This is a genomic window from Nocardioides cavernae (genome assembly GCF_016907475.1).
Taxonomy (GTDB): domain Bacteria; phylum Actinomycetota; class Actinomycetes; order Propionibacteriales; family Nocardioidaceae; genus Nocardioides; species Nocardioides cavernae.
On record NZ_JAFBCA010000001.1, the window covers coordinates 4,363,001 to 4,380,941 of the forward strand.

The 17,941-nt window shown below is 71.6% G+C and carries 19 protein-coding genes; 9 read left to right on the forward strand and 10 right to left on the reverse strand.

The window, feature by feature from the left end; all coding sequences use genetic code 11:
• Positions 1 to 14: 14 nt before the first annotated feature.
• Complete coding sequence (locus JOD65_RS20565; RefSeq protein ID WP_191194765.1) at positions 15 to 536, reverse strand: hypothetical protein; 522 nt, start codon at positions 534 to 536, stop codon at positions 15 to 17.
• Positions 537 to 615: 79 nt separating this feature from the next.
• Here JOD65_RS20565 and JOD65_RS20570 point away from each other — a divergent pair, with 79 nt between their 5' ends.
• Together JOD65_RS20570 and JOD65_RS20575 are read left to right on the forward strand one after the other, a co-directional pair.
• On the forward strand, positions 616 to 1,764 hold the full coding sequence (locus JOD65_RS20570) for an acyl-CoA dehydrogenase family protein (protein ID WP_191194764.1): 1,149 nt from the start codon (positions 616 to 618) through the stop codon (positions 1,762 to 1,764).
• Between the two features lie 31 nt (positions 1,765 to 1,795).
• Complete coding sequence (locus tag JOD65_RS20575) at positions 1,796 to 2,011, forward strand: amphi-Trp domain-containing protein (RefSeq protein ID WP_191194763.1); 216 nt, start codon at positions 1,796 to 1,798, stop codon at positions 2,009 to 2,011.
• An 18-nt stretch (positions 2,012 to 2,029) separates the two neighbouring features.
• On the opposite strand, the gene JOD65_RS20580 is transcribed toward JOD65_RS20575, so the two are convergent.
• Positions 2,030 to 2,857 (reverse strand): NADPH-dependent oxidoreductase, encoded by an 828-nt coding sequence (locus JOD65_RS20580; RefSeq protein ID WP_191194762.1) that lies wholly within the window; start codon positions 2,855 to 2,857, stop codon positions 2,030 to 2,032.
• 49 nt (positions 2,858 to 2,906) lie between these two features.
• On the reverse strand, positions 2,907 to 3,791 hold the full coding sequence (locus JOD65_RS20585; RefSeq protein WP_191194761.1) for an alpha/beta fold hydrolase: 885 nt from the start codon (positions 3,789 to 3,791) through the stop codon (positions 2,907 to 2,909).
• Between the two features lie 55 nt (positions 3,792 to 3,846).
• On the opposite strand from JOD65_RS20585, the gene JOD65_RS20590 reads away from it, so the two are divergent.
• Positions 3,847 to 4,644, forward strand: coding sequence for a DinB family protein (locus JOD65_RS20590; protein WP_191194760.1), 798 nt, complete (start codon positions 3,847 to 3,849; stop codon positions 4,642 to 4,644).
• Here JOD65_RS20590 and JOD65_RS20595 read toward each other — a convergent pair.
• On the reverse strand, positions 4,637 to 5,578 hold the full coding sequence (locus JOD65_RS20595) for an NAD(P)/FAD-dependent oxidoreductase (protein ID WP_191194759.1): 942 nt from the start codon (positions 5,576 to 5,578) through the stop codon (positions 4,637 to 4,639). The genes JOD65_RS20590 and JOD65_RS20595 overlap by 8 nt on opposite strands.
• Before the next feature lie 82 nt (positions 5,579 to 5,660).
• Between JOD65_RS20595 and JOD65_RS20600 the strand changes: the two genes are divergently transcribed.
• Positions 5,661 to 6,584: a phytanoyl-CoA dioxygenase family protein gene (locus tag JOD65_RS20600; protein ID WP_191194758.1), complete on the forward strand. Its 924-nt coding sequence runs from the start codon at positions 5,661 to 5,663 to the stop codon at positions 6,582 to 6,584.
• Positions 6,585 to 6,591: 7 nt separating this feature from the next.
• Here the strand turns inward: JOD65_RS20600 and JOD65_RS20605 are convergent, their stop codons facing one another.
• Positions 6,592 to 7,812 (reverse strand): beta-propeller domain-containing protein, encoded by a 1,221-nt coding sequence (locus JOD65_RS20605; protein ID WP_191194757.1) that lies wholly within the window; start codon positions 7,810 to 7,812, stop codon positions 6,592 to 6,594.
• Complete coding sequence (locus tag JOD65_RS20610) at positions 7,809 to 8,417, reverse strand: SigE family RNA polymerase sigma factor (protein ID WP_191194756.1); 609 nt, start codon at positions 8,415 to 8,417, stop codon at positions 7,809 to 7,811. Before JOD65_RS20610 ends, JOD65_RS20605 begins: the two co-directional genes overlap by 4 nt.
• Before the next feature lie 144 nt (positions 8,418 to 8,561).
• On the opposite strand from JOD65_RS20610, the gene pepN reads away from it, so the two are divergent.
• The 3 genes from pepN to JOD65_RS20625 all read left to right on the forward strand — a co-directional run bounded on the left by pepN (position 8,562) and on the right by JOD65_RS20625 (position 13,946).
• A complete protein-coding gene (gene pepN / locus JOD65_RS20615) occupies positions 8,562 to 11,015 on the forward strand; it encodes an aminopeptidase N (RefSeq protein ID WP_191194755.1) in 2,454 nt (817 codons plus the stop codon).
• A 155-nt stretch (positions 11,016 to 11,170) separates the two neighbouring features.
• Positions 11,171 to 12,496: a hypothetical protein gene (locus tag JOD65_RS20620; RefSeq protein ID WP_191194754.1), complete on the forward strand. Its 1,326-nt coding sequence runs from the start codon at positions 11,171 to 11,173 to the stop codon at positions 12,494 to 12,496.
• A gap of 178 nt (positions 12,497 to 12,674) precedes the next feature.
• Positions 12,675 to 13,946 (forward strand): HNH endonuclease signature motif containing protein, encoded by a 1,272-nt coding sequence (locus JOD65_RS20625; protein WP_307821307.1) that lies wholly within the window; start codon positions 12,675 to 12,677, stop codon positions 13,944 to 13,946.
• 100 nt (positions 13,947 to 14,046) lie between these two features.
• Here JOD65_RS20625 and JOD65_RS20630 read toward each other — a convergent pair whose 3' ends face one another.
• The 3 genes from JOD65_RS20630 to JOD65_RS20640 all read right to left on the reverse strand — a co-directional run bounded on the left by JOD65_RS20630 (position 14,047) and on the right by JOD65_RS20640 (position 16,414).
• A complete protein-coding gene (locus JOD65_RS20630; protein WP_191194753.1) occupies positions 14,047 to 14,937 on the reverse strand; it encodes an NAD(P)-dependent oxidoreductase in 891 nt (296 codons plus the stop codon).
• A 185-nt stretch (positions 14,938 to 15,122) separates the two neighbouring features.
• Positions 15,123 to 15,881, reverse strand: a complete 759-nt coding sequence (locus JOD65_RS20635) for a hypothetical protein (RefSeq protein WP_191194752.1) — start codon at positions 15,879 to 15,881, stop codon at positions 15,123 to 15,125.
• A 152-nt stretch (positions 15,882 to 16,033) separates the two neighbouring features.
• Positions 16,034 to 16,414 carry an HDOD domain-containing protein gene (locus JOD65_RS20640; protein ID WP_191194751.1) on the reverse strand — a complete coding sequence of 127 codons (381 nt, stop codon included), beginning with the start codon at positions 16,412 to 16,414 and terminating at the stop codon, positions 16,034 to 16,036.
• 136 nt (positions 16,415 to 16,550) lie between these two features.
• Here JOD65_RS20640 and JOD65_RS20645 point away from each other — a divergent pair, with 136 nt between their 5' ends.
• On the forward strand, positions 16,551 to 17,165 hold the full coding sequence (locus tag JOD65_RS20645) for a maleylpyruvate isomerase N-terminal domain-containing protein (protein WP_191194750.1): 615 nt from the start codon (positions 16,551 to 16,553) through the stop codon (positions 17,163 to 17,165).
• Positions 17,166 to 17,201: 36 nt separating this feature from the next.
• A complete protein-coding gene (locus JOD65_RS20650; RefSeq protein WP_191194749.1) occupies positions 17,202 to 17,585 on the forward strand; it encodes an HNH endonuclease in 384 nt (127 codons plus the stop codon).
• Here JOD65_RS20650 and JOD65_RS20655 read toward each other — a convergent pair.
• Positions 17,545 to 17,826 (reverse strand): hypothetical protein, encoded by a 282-nt coding sequence (locus JOD65_RS20655; protein WP_191194748.1) that lies wholly within the window; start codon positions 17,824 to 17,826, stop codon positions 17,545 to 17,547. The genes JOD65_RS20650 and JOD65_RS20655 overlap by 41 nt on opposite strands.
• Positions 17,827 to 17,941 lie beyond the last annotated feature (115 nt).

Consider the following 17,941-nt stretch of genomic DNA (forward strand, 5'->3'; position numbering starts at 1 on the left):
GTCCACCAGGGTGTTCACCAGGGCCGGTCGAGCAAGCCCGCCCTGCCTCGCTGCTGCTCACCGAGCTGGGCGTCGAGGATCAGCAGCGCGCCGGTGAGCGCCGGCGTCGCCCACTGCAGCCACGCCAGCTTGCCGCGGGCGTCCTCGGCGACCTCGGGCTCCCGGGGGTGGCCGTCCTCCCCGCTCGCGTCGCCGAGGCGTTGCCCGTAGACGTACGCCGCCGCGGACGCGGCCACGGCAGCCCCGGTGAGCGCCGTCTTGGCCACCACGGACGCGGTGGTCGGCGGGTGCGACGCCACGCGGTTGCGGTTGTCGGCGAGGATCGCGATCCCGCTCAGCAGGTGCAGCCCGATCGCGGCGCCCTGCACCGGACCCCACCGCTCCCAGCCGGTCCCCGAGACCTCGACCCGCTCCTGCTCGGTGTCGGGCTCGCGCGCGGCCTGGTTGAGCCCGACCGCCCCCATCAGCGAGCCGCCGAACCACGCGGCGTTCGTGACGAGGTGGGTGGCGCGCACGGCCGTGCTGATGAGAGTCATGCCGCCAACGTAGGCACGCCGCACCGGCGTTGCCTCGCCCCGTCGGGGAGGTCCACCACCCCGACCGATCGGAGGAACCATGCCTGACCGCCCCAGCATCCTCGAGCAGGAGCACGAGGACTTCCGCGCCGTGGCCCGCGCCTTCTTCGAGAAGGAGGTGGCGCCCCACCACGCCGCCTGGGAGCAGGCAGGCATCGTCGACCGCGAGGTCTGGCGCAGGGCCGGCGAGCGCGGGCTGCTGTGCTTCGACGTCGACGAGGCCTACGGCGGGCCGGGGATCAAGGACTTCCGCTACAACATGGTGCTCGCCGAGGAGTCGGCGCGGGCCGGAGCCTCCGGGCCCGGCTTCGCCGTGCACACCGACATCATCGTCCCCTACATCTCCTCGCTCGGGACGGAGGAGCAGAAGCAGCGGTGGCTGCCGGGCTGCGTCTCCGGCGACCTGGTCACCGCCATCGCGATGACCGAGCCCGGTGCCGGGTCCGACCTGCAGGGCATCCGTACGACGGCGGTGGACGCCGGCGACCACTACGTGCTCAACGGGTCGAAGACCTTCATCTCCAACGGGATCCTGTCCGACCTGGTCGTCGTGGTCTGCCGGACCGACCCCGACGCGGGACACCAGGGCATCTCGCTGCTCGTCGTCGAGCGAGGCATGGAGGGCTTCGAGCGCGGCCGCAACCTCGCCAAGATGGGGCTGCACGCCCAGGACACCGCCGAGCTGTCCTTCACCGACGTACGGGTGCCGAAGGAGAACCTGCTCGGCGCGGAGGGTTCCGGGTTCGTGTCACTGATGGAGAACCTCCCCCAGGAGCGCATCTCGATCGGCTGCATCGCCGTCGCCGCGATCGAGCACGTCCTCGACCTGTGCCTGGCGTACGCCAAGGAGCGGGAGGCGTTCGGCAAGCCGATCGGGAAGTTCCAGCACAACCGCTTCGTGCTGGCCGAGATGGCCACCGAGGCGCACATCGCGCGGGTCTTCATCAACGACTGCGTGCTGCGGCTCAACGCCGGAGAGGTCGACACAGCGCTGGCGTCGATGGCGAAGTGGTGGACCACCGAGCTGCAGAAGCGGGTCGTCGACGCCGGCGTTCAGCTGCACGGCGGCTACGGCTACATGGACGAGTACCCGATCTCCAAGGCCTACACCGACTCGCGGATCCAGACGATCTACGGCGGCACGACCGAGATCCAGAAGGAGATCATCGGGCGGATGCTGGGCCTGTAGGCAGTTGGTGGCGATCGTCTACGTTCGGGGCATGGACCTTTTCGAGATGGACGAGACCCAGACCATGACCCGCGAGGAGGCCGCTGCCCGGCTGCGCGCCCTCGCCGACTCGCTCGCCAAGCACAACTCGGTGGAGTTCTCCCGCGAGGGCGGCCGCGTCACGGTGGCCGTGCCCGACGAGGTGCGGCTCAAGGTCGAGGTCGAGCTCGGCGACGACAACGAGATCGAGATCGAGCTCACCTGGTAGCCACCTCGTCGGCCCGCCTCAGCGGACCGGCAGCCCCAGCTGCTCGAGCGCCTCGCGCAGGCGGTGCCGCCCGGCCATCGACTCCGGTCCCGCGAGCCGGGTGAGGACGCGGTCGGTCCAGCCGCCCACCAGCCCGTACCTCTCGTTGTAGTGGGTGAGCCGCTCGTCGTACGCCGTGAGCTGGGCGTCGGCGCGCTCGGCGTCGTACGTCTCCTGGTGCAGCACCGCCTCCTGCGGGAGCCGCGGCTTCACGCCGGCGTGCTCGGCCGGGTCGGGACGCCCGACGGCGAGGCCGAACGCGGCGACGGCGTGGGCCGGGAGCCCGAGCTCCGCGGCGACGTCCTCGGGGTTGTTGCGTATCGCGCCGACGAAGCAGCTGCCGAGGCCGAGTGACTCCGCGGCGACGACGGCGTTCTGGGCGGCGAGCGCGACGTCGATGAACCCGATGAGCGCGGTCTCGAGGTAGTCGGCGGCCTCGAGCTTGTGCCCACGGCGCTCAGCGAGCCGGCGGGCGCGACCGAGGTCGGCGACCCAGACCAGCAGGAGCGGGGCCTCGGCGACGAACTGCTGCCGCGCGGCAAGCGTGGAGAGCCGACGGCGGCGCTGAGGGTCGCGCACCGCGACGACGCTCCACGGCTGGAGGTTGGAGGACGTCGGGGCGGACTGCGCCGCCGCGACGAGCGTCCGCAGCTCGTCGTCGGAGACCTCACCCGGCAGGAACCGGCGCACCGAGCGGTGGGCGAGCTGGAGCCGGACCACGTCGGGCACCTCGGTGTGGTCGGGCTCCTCGGTCGCGCCGTAGCGCTGGTTCCAGCCGGTGTCCTGCGCGCGGTCGGTGATGGTCATCATGGCTCCTCGTCGTCAATTGACGACTATTTTAGGCGACTTACTGTGCTTAGCCGCCGAGCACGCCGCGCAACGTCGCCGCGAACTCGTCCGGCTTGCCGGTCTGTCCGTACTCGCCGCCGAGGAACCCGTTGTGGCCGCCGGGGAAGACCACAGGCTCGACGCCCAGCTCCCGCGCGACGGCGTACCCGGCGCGCCCCGCGATCTCCCCGTCCGTCGGGCCTCCCGACTCCTCCCCGACGCCGATGAGGACGGTGGTCGACGCGTCCCGGACGGCGGCGAGGTCCGGGACGCGGGTGCATCCCTCGCCGCGCATGTTGGCCATGAGGCCGTCGTTGCGAGAGCCGTCGTCCTCGGCCGGCAGGCCGAACGCCGCAGGGTCCGGGACCGGCTCGTCGCCCGTCCACTCGCCGCGGTGCATCACGAGGCTGATGAAGCGGGCCATCCCGGGGCCGATGCCCGCGGCGTCGTAGGCCGCGACCAGGTCGTCGCACGCCCGGCCGATGGCGGCGCCGTCGGGCAGCAGCGCGGCCATCGGCGGCTCGTGCGCCACCAGGACTCGTACGTCGTCGGGGTGCGCGGCGACCAGGAAGAGGGAGTTGACGGCGGCACCGGACGTGGCGAACAGGTCGACCGGTCCGACCCCCAGTGCCTCGACGAGGGCGTGCAGGTCGTCGGCGTGCTGCTCCGGCGTCACCGCCGCCGTGTCGTCCTCGCGCGTGCTGCGCCCGACGTTGCGCGGGTCGGTCAGGACGAGCACCCGGTCGTCGAGCCGGGCCACGAGGCTGCCGAAGCCGGTGCTGTCCATCGGTGATCCGGCCAGGACCAGCGGCGGCCTGTCGGGAGTCGCGTCGGCGAGGTCGCCGACGACGTCGAAGGACAGGACTGCGCCGGGGACCGCGACGGTGCCGGGCGTGCGGGGTGCATCGGTCATGCCGCCATCATCGAACCGGTCCCGGATCGTCCGCATCGCCCTTTAGTCTGCCCGGATGACCGACTTCACCGAGCAGGACCTCTCCGGTTCGAGCTTCCAGCGGGTGGATCTCTCGGGCAGCACGTTCCGGGGCGCCGACATGAGCGGCCTGGACGTCCGCGAGGTCGACCTGAGCCGCACCCGCGTGCGGGCGGCGTACTTCGACGGCGTCCGGATGACCGGCGTCGAGATCCCCGACATGGAGATCAGCGGCGAGGTCCTGCGACTCGTGGTCAACGGGGTCGACGTCGTCCCGCTCGTGGAGGCCGAGCTCAACCGGCGGATGCCCGAGCGCGCGCTGATGGCGCCGACCGACGTCGCCGGCTTCCAGGAGGCGTTCGCCGTCCTCGACCGGCTGTGGGGCGAGACGATGGGGCACGCCCGGGCCGTGTCCGCCGAGCGGCTGCACGAGCAGGTCGAGGGCGAGTGGTCCTTCATCGAGACCCTCCGCCACCTCGGGTTCGCGCACGCGTGCTGGGTGGGCGGCGTGGTGCTCGCCGACCCTTCGCCCTGGCACCCGCTCGACCTGCCCTGGGACGAGGCGCCCCAGCACGAGGGAGTGCCCTGGGCCCGGCGGGTGCGGCCCGAGCTGCACGAGGTCATGGCCCTGCGTCGCCAGCGCCGCGCGACCGTGGCGGAGGTGCTCGACGGGCTGACCGACGCCGGGTTGGGCCGACCGGTCTCCTCGGCCACGCCGTTCCTCGCCGATGCCACCGGGCTCACCGTCGCCGACTGCCTGCGCGTCGTCCTCAACGAGGAGTGGGAGCACCGGCTATACGCCGAGCGCGACCTGGCGGTGCTGGCGGTCACGTGAGCCGCGCGGCGAGCGCGCGCCCCAGGCGTACGCCGGAGAGCCAGGCGGTCTCGACCTTGGGCGTCTCGCCCCACCCGTCGCCGCACACCCCGACCGGGCGGTCGCCGTCGACGAGGGCGTAGGGCTCCTCGCGCCGACCCGTCGGACGGGCGAAGGTCCAGCGGTGGACGTGGACGTCCTGCGGCTCGCCGATGTCGAGGAGCCTCCGGACGGCATGCAGCACCGCCGGTGCGGCGCCGGCCGGGTGGTCGAGGTGGCGCACGGCCAGCTCGGGCGTCGAGTGGGCGACCAGCACCGCGGCGTCGTCGCCGCGGCGCCGGCCGTCGTCGGCGATCCAGGCGACGTCGGGGTCGTCGTTGACGAAGGCCCCGTCGAAGCGCCCGGTCGGGCTGACGCCGTCCCAGGTGCGGTCGGACCACCGGCCGGCGACGGCGACGACCGGCTCCCACTCCCGGTCGAGCACCGCGGCGACCGGGTGGTCGCCGACGAGCCGGCGGGCCTGCGGGTCGGGCATGGCGAGCACGACGGCGTCCGCGTCGAGCTCCGCCAGCGCGTGCACCTCCAGGCGCTCGACGGCCAGGTCGGCGGCGAGGTCCTCGACCAGCGACCGCAGGCCGTGCGGCGCTCCCCAGCGCACCGGCCCGGTCTTGCTGTCCGGCGTGCCTCCGCCCAGCGCCGTGAACGTGTCGGTCCACTCGCGGGCCAGCCCGCGTGCGGACCAGTCGTCGACGACGGCGGCGAACCCGGGGTCGCTCACGGTGAGGTAGGACGCACCGAGGTCGACGCGACGGTCCCACAGGGTGCGGACAGCCATCCGGCCGCCCGCAACGCGACCGCGGTCGAGGACGCGCGTGTCGAGGCCGGCCGCCCGGAGCTCGCGGGCGCAGGCGACCCCCGACAGGCCGGCGCCCACGACCACCACGTCGGCTCCCATGCGGCGACACTAGGTCAGGCGGCCAACGGGGCGCGCGAGAAAAGCAGGTGCGCGAGCAGCGCCCGGTGCGTAGAACCGGTCCATGGACCTGCATGCCGCAACGAGGTCGTGGATCGAGGACGGCTTCGTCGTCCTGCCCGGCTACCTCCCCGCCACCGACCTCGCCCCGGCCGTCGACGAGCTCGGACTCCTGTTCCCGTCCGCGGCCGACTTCCACGACGGAGCCGACCCGGACCGCAACGCCCGGTTCGTCGGAGACGAGTTCGACGGGATCGACGGCTTCCCGTTCGCGAGCCCCGCACTGAACCGGATCCCGGTCTGCGACGCCCTCGTCTCGCTCGCCACGACGCTGCTCGGGACACCGGACATCCGTCTCTACTCGGCAGAGGCCTGGGCGAAGTACGAAGGCGCGGCCGACTACGAGCAGGACCTCCACCGCGACTACCTCAACCACACCGTCCTGGCGCCCTCCACTGCGCCGGCGTACCGCCAGCTCGAGCTCTTCGTCTTCCTCTCCGAGGTGACGGTCGAGCTCGGCGCACCGCGGATGGTTCCACGGACCGCCACGACGGACGGACTGCCCGCGAAGCCGAACTTCTTCCCGCGTCGCGACACCAGCGACACCGAGGCGGGGTTCGTGTCCCCGGCCGGGCGTCCCGACCTGTACCGGGAGGAGGTGCCGGCGACCGGACCGCCCGGGACCGTCGTGGCCTTCCAGCCGCAGACGGTGCATCGCGGGTCCGCGATCACCCGACCGCGCGGAGCGAGGTTCTCCATGCACCTCAACTACCGCCCGGCGGCTGCCGAGTGGGCGCAGCGCCACGCGTGGGCCGACCGCAGCCACGACCCTGACTGGTACGACTTCGTCGAGCAGGCCGATCCGCGCCAGCTGGAGCTGTTCGGGTTCCCCGCCCCCGGTCACCCCTACTGGACCGCCGAGACCCTCGACGGGGTGGGCCAGCGCTATCCCGGGCTCGACATGGCCCCGTGGCGTTCGAAGGCGTGAGGCTCCGTCAGCGCGTCGGGACCAGCGTCTGCCAGTCGCCCCACCCGGACCCGGGCACCAGTCGGTGGGGTTCGGAGCCATCGGTGTTGACGCTCCAGAGTGAGCCCCTCTCACCCGTGGGATCCCTCCTCACGAACAGGATCCGGTCACCCTCGGGCGAGAACGTGATGATGGAACCGACCGTGTCGGCATGACCACCCATGTCGGCCAGCGGGCCCACGGTCCCACTCGCCACGTCGAGCACGGCGAGCTCGTTCTCCCCATTCTCGACGGACACGAAGGCGATCCGATCACCGGTGGGCGACCACACCGGTCCCAGGGACCACCACGCGTTGCCGAGACCACCGCGGACGAGCACGCGAGCCCGGGAACCATCGGCCGCCGCGACGCCGAGTCCGTCCGGGGAGATGTAGGCGAAGGCGGCTCCGCCGGGCGAGTACGCGTACCAACCGTACGATCGTGGGTCGCCCTCCGGGAGGGTCCGGGGCGGGGAGCCGTCGACCGGGATCACCAGGCCGCCGGGGCCCAGGAGCCACGCACCGTCGGGTGACCACACGGGGTCCCAGTCGCCTCCCGTCATGAGGTCCGACGGGACGTCGAGCAGCGCCTGGCGCACCCCGTCGAGCCCATAGATGCCCAGCGTGTGCTCGCCGTAGAAGTCGACCCACGCAGCGACGCGCGTGGAGTCGGGCGACCACGCGACGGCCCAGCCGTCGCCCGGGAACGATGCGAGGCGGTCGCCGGATGCGTCACTGATGGTGACGTTGCGGTTCCAGAGACAGTCCGGAGCCGGGGTGTCTCCGGCGGTCAGGGGGTCCCCCCGGTAGGCGAGGTACCGCCCGTCGGGGGACCAGATGGGTCCTTCTCCCCAATAGCCCGGACAATTGCCGTCCACACCGGGAGTGCCGTCCGCGATCCGGATCCGGTTCCTGCCGTGCGCGTCGGCCACGTAGACGTCTCCGTCGATCGCGTACGCGAGCCGGCCCAGGGTCCCAAGAACCGGCGCCGTGGGGAGTGGCGTCGCAGGATCGGGCGTCGCACCCAGCTGTCGCTGGCTCGCCAACCCCACCACCAGGGCCACGGCAACGACCACGGTCGCCGCCACCACGCCAGAGATGCGGCGATGGCGGGAGCGCCGGGCCCGGCGCAGGACGTCGTCAGGGTCCAGGGTCGGGGCTGGCGCGTTTCGACCTACCTCGTCGAAGAGGTCCTGCAGGTTCGAGCTCATGACCGGTCCTCCGTGACGGGAACGAACGCCGGGTCCGGTTCGAGAGGTGGCACTCGCGCGGCGAGGTCGCTTGACGCATCGAGGTGGGCCCGCAAGCTCTCGATGCCACGGGAGAGGCGGCTCTTCACCGTGCCGGCCGGAATGCCCATGACCTGAGCAATCCCCTCGACGGAGAGGTCGTCGGTGAATCTCAGGACCAGGACTGCGCGTTGACCCGCTGGGAGCGCGGCCAGCGCTGCCACGAGAGGCCCGTCGCCTTCCTCGACCGCGGCGATGGCGCCCTCACTGGCCGAGTCGACCGAGTCCGGGACGGTGTCGAAGGACCGTTCCCGCCGCCACGGACGGCGCCGTGCGTCGACATGCTTCCCGACCAGCACGCGGTTGGCGTACGCATCCACATGTCCGCCACGGACGATCCGCGACCATCGTGGGTACATCGCGACGAGGACGTCCTGCACCAAGTCGTCAGCCGAGGCCCAGTCCCCGCACAGCAAGAACGCCTTTCGGCGCAGCGTCGAGGCCCGGACGATCATCCACTCGCGGAAGCCAGCATCGTCCGGAGCCGGATCACCTCCGCCGGATCTCGCCACATCGACCATGACCATGTCCCGTCCCTGAGCACTTCTCGCCCTCACCCACTGATCGTCACCAGAGGGCAGGAACGTTCCATCGTCCTCCCGAACCAGCTGCCGTGTAGACCAGTCGACGCCAGCCACCCTCCTCGACCCGGTTCGGCGCTACCGTGCAGCATGTCCGAGGCCCGGAGTCTGACGCAGGACGAGGCACGCGAGCGCGCGGCACTCCTCGAGGTCGACCGCTACGACCTGGAGCTCGACCTCACCGGCCTGGCAGAGGGCGACACCCTCCGTGTCACGACCACCATCGCGTTCTCAGCGGCCACGGCAGGAGGCACGACGTTCGTCGACTGCCTGTCGGACGTCGAGGAGGCCACGCTCAACGGCCGTGCGTTGGCTACAGGGACACCCCCGCTCGGACGCCTTGAGCTACCCGACCTCGGGCCCGACAACGTGCTGGTGGTGCGCTCGGTCCAGCGCCGCACCGATGCCGGTCAGGGCATCCACCGCTCGGTGGACCCGAGCGACGGCGCGGTCTACGTGTGGACGAGCTTCGAGCCGGACGACGCCCGCGTGGTGTTTCCCTGCTTCGACCAGCCCGACCTCAAGGCCGTCTTCGGCATCAGCGTCCACGCACCCGTCGACTGGCTGGTCACGAGCAACATGGGCAGCGCAGCGGTCACGACAGCCGACGGCACGCGGCGGTGGACCTTCACGGACACGCCCCGGTTGTCGACCTACGTCCCGGTCGTCAACGCCGGGCCCTTCGTGGAGCTGCGCAGCACACGGGACGGCTACGACCTCGGCCTGTACGCGCGGCGGTCCCTCGCCCCGATGCTGGACCGGGATGCCGAGGAGCTCTTCGACCTCACCTCGAAGGGCCTCGCCTTCTACGGCGAGCAGTTCGCGATGGCCTTCCCGGAACCCCGCTACGACCAGGTCTTCGTGCCGGAGTTCGGCGGCGCCATGGAGAACTACGGCTGTGTCACGTGGAGCGACGTCTTCATCTTCCGCGACCCGCCCTCCTACGCCGACCGGGAGGAGCGAGCCCTGGTCCTGCTCCACGAGATGGCGCACATGTGGTTCGGCGACATGGTGACCATGCGCTGGTGGGACGACCTCTGGCTCAACGAGTCCTTCGCGGAGTGGGCCTGCGCCTGGTCCGCCGTCCGCTGCACGGAGTTCACCGACATGTGGGCCCAGATGCTCGCCACCGAGAAGCAGGATGCGTACGCCGCTGACGCAGCGCCGACCACGCATCCGATCCGTCAGGAGCTCGTCGACGTCGCGACAGCCGCGGCGAGCTTCGACGCCATCACCTACCCGAAGGGCGCCGCGGTCCTCAAGCAGCTCGTCGCCTTCGTCGGCGAGGACTCCTTCCTCGAGGGGCTGAGGAGCTACTTCGCCACGTACGCCTGGGGCAACACCACGCTCGATGACCTGATCGCGGAGATCGAGTCGGCGAGCGGCCGCGACCTGTCCGACTGGGTCGTGAGCTGGCTGGAGACGTCAGGGGCCGATCGACTCACGCTCGAACGGCAGGACGGCGGACGCGTCCTGGTGGCGACGGCGCCGGGCGGCCGGGCACCACTGCCGCACCGCCTGCAGATCGGGTCGTACGCCGCGAGCAGCGAGGGCCTCACCCTGCTCGAGACGCTGTCCGTCGAGGTCGCCGGCGAACGGACGCAGGTCGACGGTGGCGCTGACGGGGACCTGCTGCTGGTCAACGACGACGACCTCACCTTCGCCACCGTCCGCCCGGACCCGGTGTCCCTGGAGATCCTGCTGACCCGCGGAGGAGAGCTCCCGACCGCGGTGGGACGCACGTTGGCGCTCACCACTGCGTGGAGCCTGCTCTACGACGGAGAGCTGGGCGCCGAACAGCTCGTCGACTGCGGCGTGGGGGTGCTGTCGCGCGAGACGGCCGACTCCGTCATCGAACCCCTCCTCGGACGGCTCGTCGATGCGGCTGACCACTGGGCGCCCACCGCGGCGCGCGACCACCTCCAGTCGCGGGTCAGCGACCTGTGCATCTCGTTGGCGGACGCACCGGGTCGCCGGCTGGCTGCACTGCGCGGCCTCGCGCAGAGCGCCACCACACCGACGCAGCTGGAGTTCCTCGCCGCGCACGCAACCGAGCCGGACCTGCGGTGGAGACGCCTCATCCGTCTCGGCGAGCTCGACCAGCTGGTTGAGTCGGACGTCGAGTCGTTGCTCGCCGAGGACCCGGACCCCGACGCGTGGGTGAACGCCCTGCGGGCCCGGACGGCCCGTCCGAGCGCCGAGGCGAAGGAAACCGCCTGGCAGGCCGTGATGATCGACCGCAAGGTCCCGCAGGACGTCCTCTTCCTGGTCGGCCGGTCCTTCTGGCGGCCTGGCCAGGACGACCTGGTGACGGCCTATGCGGAGAGGTTCCTGCAAGCGCTGCCGGAGCTCGGCAACGCGGGGATGCTGTGGGCCCTGTGCATGTCGCGCGGTTTCTATCCCGCGGTGGGGGGCGAGGACGACTTCCGCGACCGGCTCGGGACCGCTGCGGGTCAGGACGGTGTGAGCCCCGTCGTGCGGCACAACGTGAGGGAGCTCAACGACAGGCGGCGTCGACGCGAGTCCGCCCGCAGGGCCGGCTGACGATCAGCGGTCCGCCTCAGCAGCCCATGTCGATGCCGCTGAAGTAGACCATCGCGAACGGCACTGCGACGAAGGTCCGGGGCTACCTGACGTTCCCGGTCCGGTCGGGACTCGCGACCCGTGCGCCGCACGGGGCGAGCTTCCATCCTGAGGACATGAGGACCCGAGACACGTTGCCCCTCGCGACGGTGCTGCTCGCCGCTCTCGTCGCCGGCTGTAGCGACGGCGAGGCCCGACTCGAGCCGCCCGAGTCGACCGAGTCCTCCGCGCCCGCGGACGCGGACTCGACCACGCCCTCCTCGCCCCGGCCGATGTCGCAGCACCGGCTCGACAAGCTGACGCACCTCCTCGAGAGGGTGGAGCACCTCGATCGCATCCCACCCGGCTTCGAGCTGCGGGACGTGGACTACACCTCCCGCAAAGCTGCCGTCGCCTACTTCGTCGACACCCGGGTCAGAGTCGACCGGGGGACGATCATCGCGACCACGGACGACAACTGGGCCCACGCCACCCGGCTGCGCATCAGCCACGAGCTCGCCGACCTCGTTGACTACCTGCCGCTGGGCGAGGGTGCGGTCGGGATCAAGGCACAGGACCAGTGGCCCCGCAGGTCGTACCCGCCCTTCGTCCTCTACCCGGGTGGCGAGACGAAGCCGTTACGGGTCGCGGAGGACACCAGTCTCGACGCGGACAGCGAACTCCTCGGGATCGGCCTCTACAACCTGATCGGGGACCTGCCGGTGGACCCGGGCGATGGTCTCAGGACCGATGGGGACGGGTCCCAGGGCATGTGGGCGGCCGACGTGGAGGCCGCAGAGATCTACCCGATCCCCGGCTCGCCACTCGGTGACGTACGTGGGAGCCTGCCCGGTCGCAACGGCTCGCTGATGACCACCGTCGGCTACCGGAACGGCGTCGGCGACGGAGTGTGGCGTTTCGAGACCTCCACCGACAAAGGCCTGTCGTGGGACAGGAGGGACGTGGCACTGCCGCTCGGGGTCAAGTACCTCTGGCGGTACGCAGACGAGTCGACGCTTGCCGTTGGCCCCGGGCGCCTCCAGGCGATCGCGATGTCGGACATGCTGCCGGACCTCCCGAAGTACCTGTGGGAGCTGTGGTGGACCGGTGACGAGAAAGAATTCCGCCGTGTCGAGCTGCCGTGGGACCGGCTGCGCTTCGGCGGCATGGCGTTCACCCCGGACGGCGCGCTGCTCATCGCGGAGGTGACGGGCTCGGAGCACTACTGCGACGAGCTCGCCTGCAACCGGCCGGGACAGATCTGGCGACTCGCCTCGCCCGGTGCCGCGCCGAAGCTCGTGGCCGACGCCCCGAGGCTATTCGGTCCCTTCTGGGCCGTTGGGATCTACCCATCGGGTGGATGGATCGTCGCCCGCACCGGGATGCGTACGGTCGCGCTGTCCCGTGACGGCCACAGGTGGACGGAGGTCACACCGGGCGCACGGGACGTGTCAGGTCGCTGATCACCGCTACAGGTGATCGAACATGCTTGCGAATATGAGCGAATGAAGGTAAGATGGCGATGAACCTCAGCTGAGAGGTGTGCTACGAGGGCCTTGGCCCAGTTGGCGTCCTGGTGACGACCCGTTGACCTGCCGCACGTGCGTGTGGCGTGGAACCCGTCGTCGAAGGAGGCCGCCCGTGACTCGTCATCCGATCATCGCCGCGGCCTGCGACGTCCGGGCGTCGCTCAAGGCCGTGGCTGGCGCGAACCCGACGTTCATGACGGTCAGCGAGAAGGCGGCGGCGCTGCGTGAGCTGGTGGCGGCGGAGGCCCAGCTGGTCGAGCTGCGGTTGCGGATCCTCGCCGACGCCGGTGACCTCGCCGCTGACACTGCGGCGAAGGACGCGGCGGGCTGGTTGGCGCAGCACACCCGGACGTCGTACGCCGACGCGCGATCCGACCTGCGCCTGGCCGGCGCGCTGGACCGGGAGCGGCCCGCGGTGGCGGCGGCGATGCGCGAGGGTGCGGCATCGCTGGCCCGGGCTCGGGTGATCGACCGCGCGCTCCGCTTGCTGCCCGCTGGGGTGGGTGCCGAGACCGTGGCGGCGGCCGAGGCACACCTCGTCGACCGTGCCGGGGAGTTCGGGCCGAAGGAGCTCGGCCGCATCGGACGCCGGATCCTCGACGTCGTCGCCCCCGAGATCGCCGAAGCCACCGAAGCCGCCCGCCTGGCCGACCTCGAAACCCACGCGGCCGATCTCACCCGGCTCACGATGCGTCGCCTCGGCGACGGCACCACCCGCCTCTCCTCCCGCCTGCCCGACGCCGCCGCCACCCGGCTCGCGACCTACCTCGAAGCGTTCACCAACCCGCGGGCAGCACGCGATCCGCAGGGCGCGGCTACGGCCGGTGACCCGGTGCCGCGGCTGGCCTACCCGAAGCGGATGGGGCAGGCGTTCGTCCAGCTCCTCGAGTCCCTCGACCCCACCCGGCTCCCGATCCACGGCGGCGACGCCACCACCCTCGTGGTCACCGTGTCCCTGGACGCGCTGAGGGCCGACCTCGCCACCGCCGACCTCATCGGCGCCGGCCTCGTCCCGGGCGACGACCTCACCGGCGACCAGCTCACGGCCGCCCAGGCACGACGCCTGGCGTGCACGGCGAAGATCCTGCCCGTCGTCCTCGGCGGCGACAGCCTCCCCCTCGACCTCGGCCGCACCCGCCGCCTCTACACACCCGCCCAGCGCAAGGCACTCCTGGTCCGCGACCGCACCTGCCGCGGCGAGGGCTGCGACGTCCCCGGCACCTGGTGCGAGGCCCACCACCTCGATCCCTGGGTGCCGACCGGCCGGACCGACCTCGACAACGGCGTCCTGCCCTGCAGCCACCACCACCATCGAGCCCACGGACCACGATGGCGCCTCCAACGCCTCCCCAACGGCGACTACCGCTTCCACCGACGCAGATAGGCGGCGACACCGAGCAGGTCCGATCTGCTCGACGCCCGTTTCGCCGCCTTGGCACGATCGGGGCGGCGCGACGATCCGCGCTGTGGTCACCGACCCGCGGTCAGCCAGGTCCCGGTCCCCTGGCTTCGGTGCGCGCCTCGATCGCTCGCAGCACCGCAACCATGTCTGCATGACCGTGACCCAGCTGCTCGGCCTCCGCGAACAGGTCGCGGCAGGTGTCGAGGACGGGAGAGGACACGCCGGCCCGACGGGCTGCCTCCGCGACGAGACGGCTGTTGTAGTGCACGTCACTGATCGACGCCTGCACCTCGAAGTCGCCCAGCACCAGCTTCTCCAACTTGATCCGAGAGACGCCGCTGGCCATCGGCCCGGCGTCCAGCACCGAACGAAAGGCCTCGACGTCCAAGCCGTTGTTCTCGGCGAAGTGGAACGCCTCCGCGAGGCCCGCGACCTGGGTGATGAGGAAGAGGTTGACTGCCAGCTTCATGCGCGTGGCGTTCGGGACCTCACCGCACATGACCGTGGTCGAGCACAGCGGTGCGAGCAGGGGAAGGACCGCATCCACGGCTGCGGTCGGGCCGGCCACCATGCCCACCAGCTGACCTGCCTCCGCGGGGCGACGCGACCCCGACACCGGCGCCTCGACAAAGCGGCCGCCTGCCGACTCGATGTCCCTGGAGAGTCGCTCCGAGTACGCCGCCGCCGTCGTGCCCATGTGGACGAGCGTCCGTCCGGACACCATCTGGTCGAAGCGGGGGGTGCCACGCTCGAGCACCTCGTCGATGACCGCGCCGTTCGCCAGCATGAGGAACACCGTCGTCGAGTCGCGGAACACGTGAGCCGGACTACGAGCGACCGTGGCGCCGGCCTCGGCCACGAGTTCTGCCTTGTCGCGAGACCGGTTCCAGACCATCAGGGTCGTACCCGCACGAACCATGTTGAGCGCCATGGGCAGGCCCATGTTTCCGAGCCCGATGAATCCGACACTCATGAACGCCTCCCGCGACTCGTGACCGACCCCTCGCCGATGGCCGGCTCAGGTGCTCACCTCCGAGCCGTACCGTGATCAAGCGTGCCGCTCGGCCGCAGGCGCGGACCAGCGCCCATCCGGCCAGTTGTCGCCGGATAGGCGCCACCACGGTGGTCCAGCCAAGTTCCAGATCGCCGCAGGGACGGTCAGCGCCTCCGGTGACCCGGTGGCGCGGTCGTCGGCGCCTCCCACGCCTCACCGAGGAAGCTTCGGCGGCCTCGACCCGCAGATGTCCGAGCTGCACTCGGCCGCCGGGGTCCGGACGTCGCCGGCCACACAGCGCACCCTGCCGCGACGAGCAGTGCTCCTGTCACCGCTCCCGTCCAAGGCGTGGAGTCATGCGACATGTACCCGAGCAGGATCGGGGCGAAGATGAGCTCCGCCAACGGGGTGGCCATGGCGATGAGGACGGTGACGACGACGCGCCACCGCGTCGTCCGCCGAGCGGTGTGGTCGTCGCGGCTCGTCGCCGCGGCCAGTGCCAGTGCGATCGGCAGGCCGAAGGACCAGACCAGGATCGTGGGAAGAACTCCCGCTGCCAGGGCCTCGTGGCTGAGTCCGGCATGCCACGTCGACCCACCGATGAGAAGGACAGACAGCGCGGGAAACGCCACCGCCAGGCACACGAGCGGGCGGCGGGGCAGCCACAACCACGGCAGCAACGTCACCCCGATGGCCAGGAGAGTCATCGCGACTCCGGCGAGCTGAGCCGCGTTGCCGACGGCGACCCACGGAGCAGTCGGTGCGACGTAGTCGTACAGATGGTCCTGGAGCTGGATGCACGCAACGGCGTCGAAGTCGCCGAGCTTGCAGGCGGGCCACCAGCGCTGCGCCGCGGCAGCCACCCACAGCGCACCCGCGAGCGCGATCAAGGCGGCCACCGCCGCTCGCACGAGCCCGCGCATGAAGTCCCTCCCAACGTCGACCCCACGTTCCCTGCCCGGACACGCACGAGCACGCGCGCGCACCCGGACGTACTCGACTTCGGGGATCGGCGTCGATGCGTCCCATCGCCGCCCGTCACGCGATGCGTTCCCGCGGGCCCCGTGCCGCGGGCTCAGCCACCGTAGCGGTCGGCCACCTCGTCGAACCGCTCGCTCGACCTCGCCACGATCTCGCGGTAGTCGTCGTCGTCGAGCTGCAGGATCTTCATCAGGGGCGTGACCTCACGGCGTCGGGCCACCTCGCTCTCCTGCTCCTCCGGGTCCGTGTCACGGGTGGTGATCTCGAACGACATCGCGCATGCCAGCGCCACTGCCGCACTCACGGCGGACAGGTCCTCGTGCGCCTCGTGGTGGTCCCGGATGCCGTCGACGATCGTCAACGGGAGTCCCCACGCCTCGACCACTGCAGCGCCGATGTCGGCGTGGGTAAGCCCGAAGACCACCCGCTCGGTCTCGAGCAGGTCCGCCGGGTCCACGAGCGGTGCGGTGGTCACGTCCGGGTGATCGGCACGCCGGGGCGAGACCTGAGGGAGACGGGCTGGTTGGAATGGTGGGACGTGTCGCCGCCATCGGGCGCCACCCGAACGGGCAGTGAAGACGCGCAGTGGTGCCGCGTCCTACCCTCCCGAGATGGACTTCGAGTGGACGACCTCCTGCCGGGCGTTCGGCGACGCGGCCGAGTGGTTCGTCACCACCGCCGCCCTGGCGGGCGGCCGGTGGACGGAGCCCGGCCTGGGCGAGTGGGACGTGCGCAGCCTGGTGGGCCACACCAGCCGTGCGCTGCTGACGGTCGAGACGTACCTCGCCAGCCCTGCGGACTCCGTCGAGGTCGGTTCGGCGGCGGACTACTACCGCGCGACCCGGGCTGTCGCCGCGGGACCCGACGTCGCGGCTCGCGGCAGGGCAGCCGGCGAGGCGCTGGGGACGGACCCGGCTGCCGCCGTCGCGGCGCTCGCCGCCCGAGTGGTTCCCCTGGTCGCGGCGTGCGAGGGCACCGAGGTGGTCACCACGATCGCCGGCGGGATGCGGCTGGCGGACTACCTGCCGACCCGCACCTTCGAGCTCGTCGTCCACACCGCGGACCTCGCAGCCGCCCTGGGCCTGGCGTCCGAGCCGCCACCGGCCCCCGCCGCGCAGGCCTTCGACCTGGTCGCGCAGCTCGCCGTCAGCGACGGTCGTGCCACGGCCCTCCTGCGTGCCGCCACCGGGCGGGAGGGACTTCCGCCCGGCTTCTCGGTGCTGTGACGCGGATCGGGGACGCACCACCCCTACCCTGACTCCATGCCAGCGCCCCGCACCCGCCGCGCGAGAGCGGCCCGGAAGCGCCAGCGGCGGATGGCGAGCGTCGAGCACGACCTCAGCCCTGACGACTGGACCGCGCTGCAGGACGCCTGGGGAGGGTGCGCCTACTGCGGTGCGACGGCCGGCGCGCTGCAGAAGGACTGCGTGCTCCCGATCTCCCGCGGCGGTCGCTACACGCTGCTCAACGTCGTCCCCGCGTGCGCCTCGTGCAACGCGAGCAAGTGCAACGACGAGGTCACCGGCTGGCTGCGCCGCAAGCGGCTCGACGAGCGCGCCTTCCTGGTGCGTCTCGCGACGGTGCAGGCCGAGCTCCGGCAGCCGGCTACAGCGGCGTGTCCGCCGGCACCACCCGCAGCACGCTGACCGTCCCGGCCTCCCGACCCACCACGACCTTCACCCCGTCCAACCGTCCGAGCGCCGCGCGTACGTCGTCGACCTCGAGCCGCGTGTCGACTGCGATGTCGACGTCGCGGACCGGCACGGCCGTGTCCGGCCAGTCGGACGAGTCGACCTCGAAGGGGTCGAAGTCGGTCTGGGCCGCCGACCACAGCTGCAGCGCGGACTCGGCGACGATGTCGTCGGTGGTGGACTGATCGGAGGTCATGCGTCGAACGTACCCATCTCCGTGCGGTCGACTGGTCTCGCACCGGACCGGTCGGCCCTAGCCAGCAAGGGCGCGGCCCATCATGATGTGACCCCCGCCACACCCCGTCAGCACC